The 18,191-nt window shown below is 40.3% G+C and carries 14 protein-coding genes; 1 reads left to right on the top strand and 13 read right to left on the bottom strand.

Annotation, left to right across the window (positions count from 1 at the left end):
- Nucleotides 1-74 precede the first annotated feature (74 nt).
- Nucleotides 75-1,178, top strand: coding sequence for a glycosyltransferase family 4 protein (locus H3T46_RS04315; RefSeq protein ID WP_198197499.1), 1,104 nt, complete (start codon nt 75-77; stop codon nt 1,176-1,178).
- A gap of 14 nt (nt 1,179-1,192) precedes the next feature.
- On the opposite strand, the gene ligA is transcribed toward H3T46_RS04315, so the two are convergent.
- From ligA to murD, 13 genes are all read right to left on the bottom strand, one after another.
- Nucleotides 1,193-3,298: an NAD-dependent DNA ligase LigA gene (gene ligA / locus H3T46_RS04310; RefSeq protein ID WP_198197497.1), complete on the bottom strand. Its 2,106-nt coding sequence runs from the start codon at nt 3,296-3,298 to the stop codon at nt 1,193-1,195.
- 26 nt (nt 3,299-3,324) lie between these two features.
- Nucleotides 3,325-5,034 carry a DNA repair protein RecN gene (gene recN, locus H3T46_RS04305; RefSeq protein ID WP_198197495.1) on the bottom strand — a complete coding sequence of 570 codons (1,710 nt, stop codon included), beginning with the start codon at nt 5,032-5,034 and terminating at the stop codon, nt 3,325-3,327.
- A gap of 33 nt (nt 5,035-5,067) precedes the next feature.
- Nucleotides 5,068-5,958 carry an outer membrane protein assembly factor BamD gene (locus H3T46_RS04300; RefSeq protein ID WP_110438476.1) on the bottom strand — a complete coding sequence of 297 codons (891 nt, stop codon included), beginning with the start codon at nt 5,956-5,958 and terminating at the stop codon, nt 5,068-5,070.
- Between the two features lie 127 nt (nt 5,959-6,085).
- Entirely contained in the window at nt 6,086-7,117 is a 1,032-nt protein-coding gene (gene lpxC, locus H3T46_RS04295; protein WP_198197493.1) for a UDP-3-O-acyl-N-acetylglucosamine deacetylase, read from the bottom strand.
- 157 nt (nt 7,118-7,274) lie between these two features.
- Nucleotides 7,275-8,789, bottom strand: coding sequence for a cell division protein FtsZ (gene ftsZ, locus H3T46_RS04290; protein WP_155567233.1), 1,515 nt, complete (start codon nt 8,787-8,789; stop codon nt 7,275-7,277).
- A 76-nt stretch (nt 8,790-8,865) separates the two neighbouring features.
- Nucleotides 8,866-10,236: a cell division protein FtsA gene (gene ftsA, locus H3T46_RS04285; protein ID WP_196424164.1), complete on the bottom strand. Its 1,371-nt coding sequence runs from the start codon at nt 10,234-10,236 to the stop codon at nt 8,866-8,868.
- A 48-nt stretch (nt 10,237-10,284) separates the two neighbouring features.
- Nucleotides 10,285-11,172 (bottom strand): cell division protein FtsQ/DivIB, encoded by an 888-nt coding sequence (locus H3T46_RS04280; RefSeq protein ID WP_196424961.1) that lies wholly within the window; start codon nt 11,170-11,172, stop codon nt 10,285-10,287.
- Complete coding sequence (locus tag H3T46_RS04275; RefSeq protein ID WP_198197491.1) at nt 11,160-12,113, bottom strand: D-alanine--D-alanine ligase; 954 nt, start codon at nt 12,111-12,113, stop codon at nt 11,160-11,162. The genes H3T46_RS04280 and H3T46_RS04275 overlap by 13 nt, the downstream gene beginning before the upstream one ends.
- Entirely contained in the window at nt 12,103-13,062 is a 960-nt protein-coding gene (murB, locus tag H3T46_RS04270; protein ID WP_198197489.1) for a UDP-N-acetylmuramate dehydrogenase, read from the bottom strand. The genes H3T46_RS04275 and murB overlap by 11 nt, the downstream gene beginning before the upstream one ends.
- A gap of 17 nt (nt 13,063-13,079) precedes the next feature.
- Nucleotides 13,080-14,492 (bottom strand): UDP-N-acetylmuramate--L-alanine ligase, encoded by a 1,413-nt coding sequence (murC, locus tag H3T46_RS04265; RefSeq protein ID WP_155567229.1) that lies wholly within the window; start codon nt 14,490-14,492, stop codon nt 13,080-13,082.
- Between the two features lie 23 nt (nt 14,493-14,515).
- Nucleotides 14,516-15,622: an undecaprenyldiphospho-muramoylpentapeptide beta-N-acetylglucosaminyltransferase gene (gene murG / locus H3T46_RS04260; RefSeq protein ID WP_198197487.1), complete on the bottom strand. Its 1,107-nt coding sequence runs from the start codon at nt 15,620-15,622 to the stop codon at nt 14,516-14,518.
- Nucleotides 15,619-16,785 (bottom strand): FtsW/RodA/SpoVE family cell cycle protein, encoded by a 1,167-nt coding sequence (locus tag H3T46_RS04255; RefSeq protein WP_198197485.1) that lies wholly within the window; start codon nt 16,783-16,785, stop codon nt 15,619-15,621. The genes murG and H3T46_RS04255 overlap by 4 nt, the downstream gene beginning before the upstream one ends.
- 10 nt (nt 16,786-16,795) lie before the next feature.
- Nucleotides 16,796-18,190, bottom strand: a complete 1,395-nt coding sequence (murD, locus tag H3T46_RS04250; protein ID WP_198197483.1) for a UDP-N-acetylmuramoyl-L-alanine--D-glutamate ligase — start codon at nt 18,188-18,190, stop codon at nt 16,796-16,798.
- Nucleotide 18,191: the final 1 nt, after the last annotated feature.

The following is an 18,191-nucleotide window of genomic DNA, read 5'->3' as shown; positions in this document are numbered from 1 at the left end:
TGGCAAATAACGTAATCTTCTGTAAAAGGTTGGTAAGATCAGTATGTTTTGTAATTATTGTCTCGGTTATTTATATGAAGATATATTATATTGTAAGCAGTTTTGATGGAGGTGGTGCTGAGTTCGTAATTCCTGATCTGATAAATTTATTCAAGAAACTGGGGCATTCCGTTGAATTGTTTGGCTGTATACCGAGAAATATGGAAACAGTTGATTTATTAAAAAAAAGTAATATTTCTTATCGTTTATTATCAGGAAATAATGAATATAGATATAAATCCACTTTTCATTTCAACCAAATTGTAAAACGTTCCCCTCCCGATGTTATATGGACGTCATTGACACGTGCGACGGTGGATGGTCAATTGGTGGGATTATGGAACCGGATTCCGGTTGTAAGTTGGAAACATAGTGCAAACAGCTATTCTTTGAGATTAATCAAAACAATTTTGATGCAGCGATTAAGTCGACTTTGGATTGCTGACTCAACAGGAGTTGCCAATTTTTTGAAATCGAAAATGAAAGTTCCTGAAAATCGTATAAAAATCTGGTCTTTATTTAAAATTCCCCACAATCTACCTATAGGTTCAGTATGGAATGGCAAAGGGGTATTTCATATTGGTTCAGTTGGGCGTTTACATACCGTAAAAAATTTTCCCTTAATGATCAGGGCTATGGCTTACATTAACCATCATTATCCCGAGGTTGGAAAACGGATAAAATTATCCATTGCTGGATCGGGAAAGGAGGAACGGCATTTGAAAAACCTTATTCATTTATTAAAAGTGGATAATGTCGAATTGATCGGTTTTTCAGATGATGTCATGAATTTTTTATCAAAACTTCATTTATATTTGCAAACTTCTGTTTATGAAGGCTTATGTATTGCCGTTCATGAAGCTTTGGCAGTCGGTATTCCGGTTATTTCAACAAATGTTGGGGAGATGCGGAGTGCTTTCAGGAATAATCCAATTGGAACATTAATTGATAAAAATTCTCCAGAACTTTTAGCTAAACAAATTCTGGAATATTATCATAATCCAAGCAAAACACAGTATTATGCTGCTAATGCACGTCAATATATGCAACAGCATTACAGTGAGGAAAGTTTCGAAGCTTCCGGCAGGTTTATTTTAAATCATATTGAAGAGAATATTTTACCAAGATATTTGAAATAAATCTTGTTTGATTATTATGTTTTTTCAGATCCAATCAATTCATTCCATTCTTGTTCATCGAGACATTGCAAACCAAGTTCTTTTGCTTTTCGTGCTTTACTGCCACCATCTGTGCCCTCGATCACGAAATCGGTTTTTTGTGAAACGGAACTTGTTACTTTTGCCCCAAGCCGTTCAGCAATATTTTTAGCTTCGGAACGTGTCATGGAAGATAGGGTTCCTGTAAAAACAATTGTTTTACCAGCAAGTTTTCCCATTTGCTGATACTGCACATCTTGAATGGTCAGTTCCTTTTCAAGATCCTGCAGGGTTGTCAAATTATGCGTTTCGGTAAAGAACGCAACAATTTCATCCGCGATTGCAGGACCAATTCCCTCAATGGAACCCAATACCAATCTTTCTTCAGAGCCAGTTTGCCGGGCGGCCAGCATTTGTTCTTTCCAGTTGGTATATGAAGTATAGTATCTGGCCAGAATTTTGGCTGTTGTAAGCCCTATCCTTCGAATTCCAAGGGAATAAATAAAATGGTCCAGTGAAATCCTTCTATGCTGGTCAATGGCGGTTAAAAGGTTTTTTAAAGAAAGCTCTCCCCAGCCTTCAAGTTTTAGTATAGTTTGTTGATGTTGATATAAACGAAAGATGTCTGCAGGTTGTTCGATTAAATCCATACGGAAAAAATCGAGAACGGTTTTTTCCCCCATACCTTCGATATTGAAAGCATCCTTAGAGCAAAAATGAATTAATCGTTCCTCAATCTGGGCTTTACAGGACAATCCACCTGTGCAACGACTTACAGCTTCGTTTTTTGGTTTTTCAGCAATAGCTCCACAAACAGGGCAATGTGTGGGGAATATAAAAGGCGCTGCACGATTTTGAGAATTGCAGGATATATCAACTCGCAAAATTTGGGGAATTACATCACCGGCACGTTGTATAATGACCTGGTCATGTTCCCTGATATCCTTACGGATTATTTCATCTTCATTATGAAGGGTGGCTCTTGTTACGATAACGCCACCAACATTTACGGGTTCAAGGAGGGCCACAGGCGTTAAAGCGCCTGTACGTCCAACCTGAATCTCGATTTTTTTTATGCGGGTTATTGCCTGTTCCGCCGGGAATTTCCATGCAGTTGCCCAGCGTGGGGATCGTCCGATAAATCCCAATCGGTTTTGTAAGGTGACAGAATTGATTTTATAAACCACTCCATCAATATCGTAGGGCAATCCGGAACGCTGATGGATAATGGACTGTTGAAATTCTTCCGCTTCCCGGGCATTTTTAACAACCTTAAATAAGGGATTAACGGTGAAGCCCCATTGCTGTAAGAGTTCTAAAAAATGTTCATGTGTATCCGCGATTGATTTATCTGTATAACCCTGTGCATACACAAATAGGGAAAGGGGTCTTGAGCGTGTAATTTCAGGGTCAAGTTGTCTGAGAGAGCCGGCTGCGGCATTTCTTGGATTGGCAAAAAGACGTTTGTTATTTTTTTCCTGTTCTTCATTTAAATTGAAAAAATCTTGCTTGGAGATGTAAACCTCCCCCCGAATTTCAATTGTGTCTGGATAATTTTCTGGAAGTGTCAAGGGTAGGTTCCGCAATGTTTTGACATTTTCGGTAACATCCTCTCCCGTTGTTCCATCACCACGTGTGCTGGCTTGGATTAGTTTGCCATGTTTATAGGTAAGGTTAATGGATAATCCATCAATTTTTGGTTCTGCAACAAAATGAAGATCATCAAGTTCCTTGGGTTTGAGATCAAGATAACGCTGGATTCGTTTTATGAAATCTTCGAATTCTCTAATATCAAATACATTATCAAGGGAAAGCATGGGTATTAGATGTTTACATTTCTGTAATCCTCCCGTCGGTTTGATTCCAACCTTTTGGCTAATACTGTCTTTTTGTCTGAATTGTGGGAAAAGGAGTTCGATCTTGTTATATCTTTGGCGTAATTTATCATAGGTAGCATCTTCCACCAAAGGTTCGTCTTGATTGTAATATGCGTGATCCAATGATTTTAATAAATTGGCAAGTTGTGACAGTTCTTTTTGAGCCTGTTCGGAAGATAGTTCAGATATGGGAATCTGGTGAAAATCAGTTTGAAATTTTTGCATAATTTTGAGTACTTAATTTTTTATTATTATTTATTTAGTAAGCTATCTGCGGCGGAACGGGCAGCGTCAGTAATCTGGTTCCCAGCAAGCATACGGGCGATTTCCTCTTTACGCTCGTTTGAATTTAGATATTTTGTTGTGGTATAGGTTACGCCATTTTTAATTAATTTGCTAATTTGAAATTGCGTATCTCCACTGGCAGCAACCTGAGGGCTGTGTGTGACTGCAAATACCTGCATAGTTTGAGCGACATGATGTAATTTTTCACCGATTGCCGAAGCGGTCGCCCCGCCAACACCGGAATCAATTTCATCAAAAATCAGCGCTGATAAGGTAGACTTTTGGCTTAAAACAACTTTTAAAGCCAATAAAAGTCTGGATAGTTCCCCGCCGGAAGCGGCCTTGTTCAAAGGGGCAGGAGGGACACCGGGATTGGCTGCAATCAAAAACTCGATTTGTTCCTTACCGTTTTGATTCCATGCGTCTCTGTTAAGTGGCTTTAAAGATACGAGGAATTTTGCGCGTTCCAGTTTTAAGGGTTTTAATTCGGCAGTAACAGCTTGTTCCAACTTTTTGGCAATTTTCTGTCTATGTTGTGATAGTGCTTCGGCGGCTTTCTCAAATTTTTGGCGGTGTTGATTAACTTCTATTTCGAGGGTCTTGATTTGTGTTGTTCCAATATCTAGTTGATTGAGTTTTATTTCAAATTCTTGAAGCAGATGGGACAATTCATCAATAGTCACGCCATATTTTCGGCTTGCGCCGCGTAGGGAGAATAATCGTTCCTCTATTTCATCAATTTGTTGAGGATCAATTTCAATCGTGTTTACAAGTTGTGAAAGTGTTGTTTCTGCTTCCGCTAAAGATTCTTCTGCTTGAGTGATCGCTTCCAATACTGCTTGAATGGATTTATTAGATTCGGAAAATGAAGTGTTTTCAGAATTGGATAAGAGACGTTGAAGAGTTTTGCTTGCATTTAGCAAGACTTGGGAAGGCTGGTTATTTTTACGGTCCTGGGGAGCAAGCTGATTAAGAGCAGAAACCAGTAATTCCAGATGTCTTTCATTTTGTTGTAATGATCGTCTTTTATGAACAAGCTCTTGTTCCTCTTCAGCTTGTGGAGAAAGATTTTTTAATTCCTCAACTGATTCTCGTAACCATTTTTCTTCATGTAATGTTTTTTCAAGATTTTTTTTAAGAGCGGCAAGTTTTGCTGTTGTTTCAGTCCATTGATAATAGGTTTTGCGAGTTTCATTCAATAAGTTTAGTGGAGTGCCAAAATTATCGAGAAGAGAAAGATGATTTCGCATATCCATTAGACCAATCTGCGAGTGCTGTCCCTGTATTTCGATAAGTAGTTGACCAATTTCTCGTAAAAAATTAAGACTGATAAGCTGATCATTAACATAGGCGCGTGAACGTCCATCCTGTGAAATAGTACGACGAATGACCAATGGTTGATCGGTTATTTCCGGAATTTCATAACCTTGTAATTGTAGTTGCTGATAGACAGGATGTGTTTTCTCGATTTCAAAACAAGCTGTGACCGAAGCCTGATTTGATCCAGTCCTGATCAAGGAAGAGCTTGCTCTTTCACCTAATGTTAAGGCAAGGCTATCTAGTAAAATAGATTTGCCTGCCCCTGTTTCTCCAGTAAAAACCGTAAGTCCCTGATCGAAGGTTAAATCCAGCTTTTCAATTAAAACAACATTACGTATAGAGAGTTGTATTAACATTGGGGCTTCAGTATATAAAACAGGGATGTTTTATTAAAAAATAGAAGTGAGCGAATACCACATTCGTTTGAAGAATCCAGGTTTTTTACTGGTTGGTTTGGCTGTTTGTTCTGAAACAAGGTGATATTTTCTTAAATCATTATATGTATAGCGATACCAGTGACTGTTGGGATAGTTATATCCCAATACAGATGCTGTCTTACGGGCTTGATCTGTAAGTCCCAATTTTAAGGAGACTTCAACGAGACGATGTAATGCTTCTGCTACATGGTTGGTCGTTTGATAGTCTAAAATAACCCGTTGATAACGGGTAACAGCGGCCTCATAGTTTTTTTGCTGTTCATAAAAGCGTCCGATGAGCATTTCTTTACCGGCGAGATGGTCACGGCATAAGTCAATCTTGAGCTGTGCATCACGGGCATAGGAGGTTCCGGGGAAACGGCTTACTACATCATTCAAGGCACTAAGCGCTTCCATTGTGCCTTGCTGATCTCTTGTGACATCTGAAATGCGTTCGTAATAACATAAGGCGCGAAGATAAAAGGCATAGGGTGCATCTGGGCTATTTGGATGAAGCTGTAAATAGGTTTCCAATTGTTTTACCGCTTCTGGATACTTATTTTGCAGATAATAAGCATATCCTTCCATTAGTTGGGCATTAGGGGTATAGCCTGAATAAGGGAAATTCTCCTGTAATAGCTCGAATTGTTTAGTGGCTAATTTGTATTTCCTAATCTTGATGCCATCTATACCGTTGTTGTACAGTTGTTCAGGTGTATTTTCCTGATATGTTGCTGCTGAATTATCATTCAACTTTTTTTGATCTTTATGACCGCCACCACATGCAACGAGACTCGTCGCAAGTAATAATGGGAAAAAATGTCGTATTGGATAAAAATAACGTTTTTGATTCACTGTATCCACAGTTTTAACGACTTTCTATTCTATAAAATGGCACAAAATAAAAATAATGTTTCTTTTATAACATGGAAGAAAGAAAGAGGAAGATTTTAATTTAGTAAAATTAAATTTTGTTTTGCAGGTGAGGTTTTTATGTTTCTTGTCTGAGAGGATATCTGTCTAGAGAAATGACCTGGGAATCATGGTAAATCCTGCCTGATAATTGATGGGAAAATTGAAAGCGCCATGTATCTGTTTGTTTCATCAAGGCGTGAAGTAACATATTGTTTAGTTTATGTCCTGATTTAAATCCAATAAATTTTCCATACAGTCGGTGGCCTGCTAAAGATAAATCGCCTATGGCATCAAGCATTTTATGTTTGACAAACTCATTTGGACAATATAATCCTTCCGGATTTAGAATTTTTTTGTCATCAACAACAATGGCATTTTGTAGGCTACCCCCTTTTGCCAAACCCATTTTATGAAGTGTATCTATTTCTTTTTTAAAGGTGAATGTTCTGCAGAAGGCTATTTCTCTTTGAAAATTCTGGGGGGTTAGGTCCATGTCAAAGGTTTGTTTCCCAATTAGAGAATTTGGAAAATCAATCGTTAATGACAATGATAGTTGATTTTTGGATGATGGATGAAATTCAGCAAAAGCGTCGTTATACTCTACCCGAACAGGTTTCATAATTTGTATGGCGGGTTTGTCTGCATAAAGAGATTGTCGGCCAGCCTTATGTAGAAGCGTGGTGAATTTGGCGGCAGATCCATCCAAAACGGGTATTTCAGGCCCATTGCATTCGATAAAAAGATTGTTAATTTGATAGCCTGCCAGCGCAGACATAATATGTTCAACCGTTCCTATTCTGATATTTGGGTTATTCGGAGAAGCAATAACCGTGCTAAGACTTGTATCAATAACGTTATTATAATGGGCTGGAATTGGTGTGTCATCAAGATCTGTTCTAAAAAATACAATTCCTGTTCCTACTGGGGCTGGAATCAATTTTACATGAACCAACTTGCCTGTGTGCAATCCCATTCCTGAGAAATTAACAGGAGAGGCAAGGGTATATTGCAAGGATAAGTTTATATCATTTGTAAATTTGGAGGATAGCAATGAATTATATGCGATGTTTACCTTTTTTGAAGCGGGTAGAACCTGCGGATAATTCATAGTTTTCTCCTCTAAATAATTACCAAGATTTAATAACTCACATGAATTTCATTATAATTTTTAGTAAGGGAATACTAGTCAAAGATTATTGCATAGTGTTACGCATTTAATATTTTATTAGAGGCTTCAAAACTTTTGAAGCCTCTAATAAATAATATTATCTTGATTTTCTACGAAGAAAAGCTGGTATATCCAAACTTGCTTCTTCAGCTGAAGATTGACTTTTCTGGTCATTTTTGTTGGAATTCTCACTATTGGAGACAGAGGGTTCATTCTTTTTTTGATGATAGGAAGGTGAACCATTATTGCTTCTTCCTCGTAAGGCACCGGTAACAATACCAAAAAGACTGCGTGAGGGAGCAGTGTTAGTTTCGGGTTCCTGATGACGTGAATCTGAAAATAAACCTGAACGTGGTGATGTTTTTGACACACGTTCTGGGACAGAATCAGGGGAGGGAGGGGTTGGATCATCAGAAAAATTTGTTTGATTCTTTTCTTTCGATTGATCAAATGATGCTTTGGCCTCAGATGATACATTTAGAGAAGATTCATCCGATTTTTTTTCTGTATCAAACTGTGTCTGATTATTTTCAGAAGGTGTATCTGTTTGTGCGTTATCTGAATCTTTTGATTGTGCGGTATCGTTTGAAGATATCTGCTGCTCTTGTTGTACAGTTTGAGATTGCTTTTCATATTGCACTGGGCTGTCTATGCCGGTTGCTACCACTGATACACGAATTTTTCCTGTCAGGTTCTCATCAATGGCGGACCCAAAAATAATATTGGCATCTTCGGCAACTTCTTCACGAATACGGTTGGCTGCCTGATCGACTTCAAACAGAGTCAGATCATCACCGCCCGTAATGTTAATCAACAATCCTTTTGCCCCAGCCATAGACGTATCTTCAAGCAATGGATTGGAAATGGCTTCCTCTGCTGCACGGATAGCCCGATTTTCACCTTCCACCTCTCCTGTTCCCATCATAGCCTTACCCATTTCAGCCATGACTGTTCTGATATCGGCAAAATCAAGATTGACAAGTCCAGGCGACATCATAAGATCTGTCACCCCTTTAACCCCCATATACAACACTTCATCCGCCATTTTGAAAGCATCTTTCCATGTTGTATTTTCAGTTGCTGTACGGAAGAGGTTTTGGTTTGGGATTACGATCAGCGTATCAACAAATTGTTGAAGTTCGGCAATGCCAGCTTCCGCCAATCGAGCCCTGCGAATTCCTTCAAAGGTAAAGGGTTTAGTGACAACTCCGACGGTCAGAATTCCACGTTCACGTGCCATTCTTGCAATGACTGGTGCGGCACCGGTTCCTGTTCCACCACCCATCCCAGCAGTGATAAAAACCATGTGAATATTGTCAAGATGCCGGGCTATTTCATCAGCGGCTTCCTCTGCAGCTGCGCGACCAATATCCGGTTTCGCACCAGCTCCCAGCCCTTGGGTTAGATGGGGACCTAATTGAATACGATTATCAGCATGACTGTTCATCAATTGTTGCGCATCGGTATTGGCAACAACAAATTCTACGCCTTTCAAATGCAATAAAATCATGTTATCCACAGCGTTGGTTCCCCCTCCACCAACACCAATAACAGTAATACGAGGGGTGAAATCTTCATAAGCGGGCTGTGGAATCGTTAAATTGAGTGTCATGAATGTCCTCGAACCGATATTTCGTAAACTATGTGTAAGGTTACAATGGAAAGTTACTATTATACAAAGAAAATATTTATATGTGTATCCTTATAAACTCAATTATTTTTTTAAGGAAACCATTGTTTTTTTTATTCGAGAAATCGAGATCCGCAAGGGTTCTTCCCTCGCCAGCCGCCCAGCAGAGTAAACCGGCAGCAGTAGAAAAGGCAGCCGAGGTTGTACTATCATTGGGTAATCCTATAATATTGTTGGGTTTTCCCAAGCGGATTTGACGGTTCAGGATACGGGCTGCTAAGGGACCGAGTCCTTCAAGTAATGAACCTCCTCCCGTTAATACAACCCTGCCATTTGCTGCTTTGCCAATATTTGAATTATCCAGGCGGTCTCGAATCAATTCAAGTGTTTCTTCTATCCGTGGCCTGATAATAGAAATAACTCTTGATAGCGGAACTTTTGTCATGATTTCGTAATCATCGTCACCGATCATTTGAATGGGCAATTGCTGATATTCGTCGTTATAGGAATATTCAGCACTGCCATATTTAGTTTTAAGCCATTCTGCTGTATCAATTGAGGTTGAAAGAATACCTGCTATATCCCTGGTAATATGTGATCCACCAATCGGAATTTGTGAAGTGTAGAGAAGTTGATTGTCGCCGAAAATGCCAATAGAGGTTGTTCCGCCACCCATGTCCACAATAGTGGCGCCTAAATCCCTTTCGTCTGGTGCCATTACTGCCAGTCCAGCAGCTAGAGGGGTGGATATGATGCTTTCAATTTCCAATTCAGAACGCATTAAGACAGTTGCCAGATTTTTAAGGGATGTGGCGGAAGTGCTGATGATATGTAATGTTGTACTCAGTATTTCACATTGATGTCCTCTGGGATCTTCAACCCCAGCGGTCTCATCAACATTAAAACTTAGAGGCAAGGCATGAATAATTTCACGACCTTCAACTTGGGCTCTCAAAATTCCTTCGTTAACCAGTCGGTATATGTCATGATTGGTGATTTCTCTTCCGCCAATTGGCCATTCGATATTGTAAAGCTGGCTGTCAGGTTTACCGCCAGAAAGATTTACATAAATTTTATTTAACCGACGCTCGGCTGCCTCTTCTGCCTGTCCAACGGCTGAACGGATTGCACGTTCAGCACTTTTAAGATTAATGATACCACCTTGTTTTACGCCATGAGAGCGTCTCCATCCATATCCAAGAACTTTAAGTTTTCCGTTGGATTTACCCTGTCCAATTAGACAGGTGATTTTTGTACTGCCAATATCCAATACACCGAAAACACCGGGTAAAAATTGTTTTTGCGCGGGTAAGTCATCAGGGGGAAATATATTACTTTTTACTAATTGCCTGGATCGGGCAATAGCTATGGTTTGCTTTGCATGATTGGGGGAATTTCCTTGACTTGTTTTATAATTCAGTTGTTTCATGCACTTAACCATTTCCTCAAGAATTACATTATACCAGAAAAGATTTGATCAAGGTGTTTTTTCGTCATTGTCATTAGAGGGTTCCGGATTATCATTTTCAGGATTGGATGGTGTCGGTTCTTTATCTTTTAGTATGATTAAGCGGTCGGGAAGACGCAAATCAATATGTTTCAGGGGACGATCCAGTAACTGGAACTGTTTTTCATATTGAATCAGTCGTTGAATGGCAGCAATTTCCTGATTTTCAGGAAGTAAAATGATTGTACCATTCTTCAAATTCAGGTTCCAGCGTCTATTCCCGATTCTTACGGCTGCCACCATACGATTTTTGATATCTGGATAAACGGATAAAATGTCGATCAAATCGGAAGCTGCTGTATTTGCACCAATACCGACAACCAAGGGAAGTTTTAAAAAAGCCTGTCCATCTTTTCCATTCATTCCCTGATCGTTGACAATGTTTCCTTTTTTATCAATAAGTTTGAATTTTCCTTGGTTTTGCCAAACGGCAAAGGGACTGCGTTCAATAATGTGGACAATTAAAGTATCCGGTAATTGACGTTTGATAACGGCATAATTGACAAAAGTTAGGCCATTTAGGCGTTTTTGCGCATCTTTGATGGAAAAATTAAGGATCGGATCACCAATGTTGATACCAAGGGCCTGTTTTATTTCATATTCAGTGGTCAGTTTACAGCCATCAATAATGATATGAGCCAGTTTCATCGGAACAAGTTTGGCTGTTTTTGTTCTGAAAAGTGAAAATTCCTGTTCCGATGCGAACTTATAAATGGCCCATCCACCCCCGATAAAAAGCCCAAGGATGATAAGAAGAAAGAAAAAGGGTCGAAGCATCCGTTTCAAACGGCGATAGGCTATTTTTTGTTTTGAGGGACGATCATCCTGATGATTCGGTCGCCTTTTCAAGTACGACATTTTGCTTTTTCCACAAGATGTGAACATAGTTCGGGATAGGTTATCCCACAAAAAGCGGCTTGTTCTGGCAGCAGAGAAGTTTTGGTCATGCCGGGTTGTGTATTTACTTCCAGAATATACAAATCACCAGGTTGGTCTTGTGTTTCATTGTGATTATCGTAACGAAAATCAGTACGGGAAACAGAATCACATCCTAGAATCTTATGAGCTTTTTGCGCATAGTCTAACGCTGTCTGAAAAGCTTGCGGATGTATAACCGCGGGGACAGTATGGGTTGATTGTCCAGCTTGATATTTTGCGTTATAATCGTAAAAAATATGTGTTCCAGATGATATATCGGTTACGGTAAGGGCTTTGTCATCAAGCACGCAGACTGTTAGTTCTTTTCCTGGAATAAATTGTTCAATCAGGGCTTCTTGACCAAAGATCCATTCCTTTACGATTTTTTCACGTTGTTTCTGTCGGATACTGGCATCGTTTGATTGGATGATATGAACACCTACAGATGATCCTTCTTGAATGGGTTTTACCACATATGGAACAGGTAAGGGATCCCCTGAATCCAACAGCGTGATAGGAACAGATTTACCTTTAGCCACCGGAAGACCGGCTTCAAGAAGTAAAATACGGGTAATCTTTTTATTCATCGCGATTGCTGAGGAACATATATTTCCATGGGTGTAGGGTATATTCAACCATTCCAAAACACCCTGAATGGCTCCATCTTCGCCAAAGTTTCCATGCAGAGCATTAAAAACAACATCGGGACGGTTTTTGGTCAGTGAATTGACAATTTCATTTAAATTATCGTTGGCGATTAAATCCGTTACTTCATAGCCTGCCGTATTCAATGCCTCGATTATATTCTCACCACTGGCCAGACTGACTTCTCGTTCAGATGATAATCCTCCCCGCAGAACGGTTACTCGTTTAGCTGACATACTTATTTTCCCTTTGAGCATAAGGTATTCCGATACGTTTTATTTCCCATTCAAGTTCAATACCAAAATCGTTGAAAACCCGTTTTCTTAATTCCTCGCCTAAATTTTCAAGATCGCCAGCTGTCGCTTCCCCTGTATTGATTAAGAAATTACAATGTTTTTCACTGACTTTTGCCCCTCCCATGGTAAGCCCTCTGCCTTTAACCATATCGATAAGTTCCCAGGCCTTGTAAGAGGAAATATTCGGTAAGGGGTTGCGAAAAGTGGAACCACCTGTTCTTGAATGAATTGGCTGTGAATTTTCGCGTTGAGCTTTTATTTCGTCCATTGTTTTGTGTATGGTATCTTTGTTGCCGGGTTTACCCCGCAATCTTACACGAGTGACAATACCATCGGGTGGTAAAACAGAATGACGATAGCTTAATTTTAGGTCAGATGAGGAAAGACGGAATAAATCTCCGTTTCGAGTAAGTATTTCTGCCCAGTCCATAATTGTTGCAATATCGGAACCATGGGCTCCTGCATTCATTTTGACTGCCCCTCCAATACTACCGGGAATACCACTCAAGAATTCCATACCTGTTAAACCAAGCTGGGCGGCATATTCCGCGATTGTCATATCCAAACAAGCTGCACCTGCAACAAGTCCTTCACGGTCGGGAATAATTTCATGAAATCCCTTGCGCAATTGAAAACTTATTCCTTGAAGCCCACCGTCACGAATAAGAAGATTGGAGGTGGCCCCTATGGTAAAATAAGGCCACTCCAAGGGCATTGTTTTAAGAATATAGGCAAGATCTTCCGTGTCTGCGGGGTTGATAAGGATTTCGGCATTACCTCCTACACGAAACCAGCTTCTGTTTTTCAACGGGGCATTGTAGGTTACGCGTCCCCTCAGTTCGGGTAATAAATCGGAAATTGCTTCTTTGGTGAAAAGCCCCGTAGACATTAATTTTATCCTTTATTTCATTTTTTTTGTAAGGCTTTTAATTGTTCGGGCAAAGCATGGGCCCAATTTGTAATGGAACCTGCTCCCAAACAGATAACGAAATCTCCAGGTTCGGCAATTGCATTAATCATTTCTGCCAATTGATCGTGTTGGGGCAATGCAACGACAGATTGATGTCCATGCGCTCGCAACCCTTCAACAAGCGCTTCTTTATTGATACCTGGAATAGGAGTTTCTCCTGCTGGATAGACATCAGAAACAATGACAGTGCTGGCATCATTCATGCAGGAGCAGAATTCGGGAAATAAATTTTGTAATCTTGAATAACGGTGTGGTTGAATGACTGCAATGACATTATGAGTGGTTGCCTGTCTGGCAGCTTTCAAAACCGCTGCAATTTCGACGGGATGATGTCCGTAATCGTCAATAATGGTAATTTTGTTGACTTCCCCGACACGAGTAAAACGACGTTGCACTCCCTTGAAACCGGCAAAGGCAGAACGAATGTTGTCTTCACTGATATCCATTTCCAAGGCTACGGCAATAGCGGCAAGGGCATTTTGTACATTATGCTGCCCGAGCATTGGAATACGGAATGGACCCAGATGTCGATTGATCTGTTTTTGCCGATCTGTAAAGACAACGTTAAATGTTGTTCCTAACTTATCCATAATAACCTTTTCCGCCCGCACATCAGCTTGTGGGGAAAAACCATAAGTAATGAGACGACGGTCTGAAAGTCGGGGTAACATTTTTTGGACGCTGGGATGATCAATACATAAGACAGCAAAACCGTAAAAGGGGATATGGGAAACAAATTGCTGATAGGCATCTTCCATGGCCTCGACTGTTCCCCAATGATCCATATGTTCTGGATCCATGTTGGTAACAACTGCTATAACAACGGGGAGGCGAAGAAAGGAGCCATCACTTTCATCTGCCTCAACAACCATCCAGTCTCCAGATCCCATTCTTGTATTGGTACCGTATGCTTCAATTATTCCGCCATTGATAACTGTTGGATCAAGTTTGGCATATTCGAGCAATGTTGCGATAAGGCTTGTAGTTGTTGTTTTTCCATGAGTTCCGCCCACAGCAATTGACCAGCGTAACCGCATAAGTTCCGCAAGCATTTCCGCTCTTTGTACAACAGGTATAAAATGAGCCCTGGCTTCTATAACCTCTGGATTGTCTTTATTAATGGCAGAAGAGACAACGACAACTTGAGCTTTTCCAAGGTTTTCCGCCCTATGACCAATTTTGATCGGAATGCCTAATTTACGCAGTCTTTCCACATTAGCGTTTTCCGCAATATCAGAACCCTGAATATGATAGCCTAGATAATGTAGAGTTTCAGCAATACCGGACATGCCAATACCACCAATACCGACAAAATGAATGATACCAATTGAAAGAGGAAGGGATCTCATGAAAATGCTCTTGTTAAATGAAGTTAGGATGATAGATCTGCAACAGATCGCTCTATTAAATCAGCCAGATTTTTTGCCGCATTGGGATAGGCAGTTTTATGGGATAAGGCAGCTTTTTGCAATTTTTCTGGATGGCTGAACAAATCATTAATTAATTGCGTTAGGTTTGCAACAGTAAAATCAGGTTGATTAATCAACCATGCCGCTCCTTCTTTCTCAAGAATTTGGGCATTATAATACTGTTCTTTGTTGGCGGCATGGGGATAGGGAACTAAAATAGCCGGACGGTTAGTCAGGGCAAGTTCTGCCGTGGATGATCCTCCTGATCGGCCAATTACCAGGTGGGCTTTTTGCAAAAGATCTCCAATGTTCGTTAAAAAAGGTGATAGCTCTGCTTTTATTTCGTTTTTCTGATAATATCGGGTTATTGTTTCAATATCTTCTTGACGTACCTGTTGCGTGATGCGCAGTTTTTTACGTAAGGATAGAGAAAGATTTCCCAAAGCGCAAGGAACAATTTCACCAAAAATTCTTGCTCCTAAAGATCCTCCCCAGATTAATAGATGAATTGTTTCTTTAGGAGGTTCATAAACGGATGGATAAAGGGAGGTGATATCAGGTCGCACGGGAAGACCGGTTACTACTATTTTATCAGAATTGGAAAGCCCTTTCGTGACAGGAAAAGATGTCGCTATTTTGGTGGCGAAAGGTGCAAGAAAGGCATTGGCCTTGCCAATAATTGCGTTACCTTCATGAAGAATGATGATGGGTCTATTTTTTTTGGACAATAATCGTGTGGCAAAAAGAGGCGGAATGGAAGGATATCCACCAAATCCGACAATTGCAGAAACGTGATTCTGAACCAGGATCTTTCTTGCCTCGATAATCCCCTTCATCAAGGAAAAGGTATTACCTATTTTTTTCATTATTGTTTTTTTGTTGATGCCAGCACTATCAATAACGAATTGACGAATGTCATGCCATGAAGCCAATTCTCGATCTTCAATCCTTTTATCCGTCATAAAAAACACAGGATAATCTCGTCTGGTGAGCTGTAGGGCAAGGGATTTGGCTGGGAAGAAATGACCACCTGTTCCCCCTGCGGCAATGGCTATAGCAGGTTTGTTCATTGAACTAAATTTCTCTTACTGAATGGCTGGAAACCATTTTTTGAAAATTTGGGGGGCTCTATCCTGTGTCTTGTCAAAGCAAGCACCATACCAATGGCCAATGCAACAGACATGGCGGATGAACCACCGTATGAGATGAAAGGTAAGGTCATGCCTTTTGTTGGAATAAGGTGAAGGGTAGAGGCCATGTTGATAAAAGCTTGTAATCCAAAACCGGTAATGATGCCTGTTGTTGCCAAAATGATGAAAGGATTGTCTTCCTTGATCATTTTTAACAAAGAACGTACAACAATGAAACAGAATATTAAAATAATAATCATGCAAACAATCATTCCGTATTCTTCACCCGCAACAGCAAACACAAAATCAGCATGTGCATCGGGCAAGAGATCTTTCACGCGTCCTTCACCCGGTCCACGTCCCATCATTCCACCATTTCCAAACGCACGCATAGCGGTGTCAATCTGATAATGATCACCAACATTGGGATGAAGAAAGCGTTCAACACGAGAACGTACATGTGGAAAAACGGTATAGGCACCGATAAAAGCGGCAATCATGGCCCCAAAAGCAGAAAATACCCAAAACAGGTTGAGACCATTTACGAAAAGCTGGGTTAGCAAAACAGCGGTAATTACGACAAGCATGCCGATATCGGGTTGAGATTTTAAAAGGAAAAGGATAATACCATAAAAAATAAAAGTTATGAGAAGATTAGGAATATAAAATCGCTTGTTCCATCGAGTTAAAAACCAAGCCGTTAAAACCGCAAAGCAGGGTTTTAAAAATTCAGAAGGCTGGACAGACATCATTGGTAAGGCAATCCATCTACGGGCCCCCTTGATTTCCATACCATGAACAAGGGTATAGGCGGTTGCCAGTATGGCGATAAAACTTCCAATAATTCCAAGTCTTTTTATCCCCTCCACAGACAGCATTGAGGTAACCATGATAATCAGGGCTGCAATGCTCAGGAACATGATCTGTTTAAAGATAAACATGTCTCGTGATGCTCCAATTCTCTGTGCAACGGCAGGGCTGGCGGCCAGCATTAAAATATAGCCAAACCCGATCAACAAACCGACACTTCCCAACATCCAATGATCGATATTTCGCCACCATCGTGCCAGTAATGAATTATCGAGACGGGAAACATTGGACATGATAAATTTCCTAATCGTTCAGGGTTTGACGGAATGATGTTTCTAGTTGATTGACAAGTTGAATAAACACATTCCCTCTTTCCTCAAAGCTATCAAACTGGTCAAAGCTGGCACAGGCAGGAGAGAGCATTACAGTATGAATATGATGTTGTTTGGCAAATGAAAAAGCGAGAGGGACTGCTTGATCAAGTGTGTGAACAATCTGGTAATGGACGTGATATCTATCCAGGGTTTTTGCTAGCAGTGGTGCATCTTTACCAATTAATAAAGCGAATTTTATTTTAGAAAAATAGGGTGCAAGATCGTCTATTCCTTTAGCCTTGGCCAATCCACCAGCAATCCATACGATTTTATTATAGCAGGTAAGTGCCTTCGAGGTCGCATCTGCATTGGTGGCTTTACTATCATTGATAAAAGTCACTGAATCAATGGTTGCGACAGGTCGCTGTCGATGGGCAAGTCCATTAAAAGAATTAAGACTTTCCGCTATCTGTTGCCGTGCAACGCCCAAAGCGAGGGCCATTGCCGTTGCAGCCGCAGCATTCTGTGCATTGTGTTGCCCTGGAAGAAGCCTTGCTTGATTTAAATCAGCAATAATGCCTTTCTTGTCTTGCAGAAGATGCTGATCAATCCAAAAATCGGCATTGATAACTTTTTTCCCAGATATTTTTTTAACGGGAATATCATTTTGGACAAGCCGTTTTGCAATAGATTTACAGTAATCATCCTCAATTCCAATAACTGCCATATCCTGTTGATTTTGATGATCAAAAATATGATATTTGGCTTGAACATATCCTTTCATGTCTCCATGCCGTTCAATATGATCTGGCGTAATATTTAACAAGCATGCGATATCTGCTTTGAAACTGGATAAGCGCTCAAGCATATAGGAGGACATTTCAAGAATGTAAACACCATCGTCCTCCAAATATGGAAGGGATAGGGATGCCGGTCCCAGATTACCTCCTGCTACAGATGGTATTTTAGCTTCTGTTAGAATATGGTTTAGTAAAACTGTGGTCGTTGATTTACCATTTGTTCCAGTTATAGCCACGAAACGTGCTCGGGACCCCGATTTTTTGATAGCTTGATATAAAATCTCTGCATCTGAAAGAATTGGAATTGCATTCATCCGGGCAAGTTCTGCAACAGGGTGGGGTTTTGGTAAAAAATGCGGAATACCAGGAGATAAAATTAAGGCATTGAAATTTTCCAGGTTTTTAAAAGGTGCAAGATGGGGCTTTAACTTTTCAGGGATTTGCTGACGAGCTTTGGGTTGATCATCCCAGACCTGTATTGTTGCTCCCATTTGCAAGAGACGTTGGGAAGCGGCAATGCCATTTTTACCTAACCCTAAAATGGCGTAATGATTATTTTTGAATAAATCTTTTGGGAAATCCATT

Origin of the sequence: Commensalibacter sp. M0133, assembly GCF_016101485.1 — a bacterium.
Taxonomy (GTDB): domain Bacteria; phylum Pseudomonadota; class Alphaproteobacteria; order Acetobacterales; family Acetobacteraceae; genus Commensalibacter; species Commensalibacter melissae.
The sequence above is the reverse complement of the archived record's forward strand: the minus strand, read 5'-3'. Positions and strand labels throughout refer to the sequence as shown.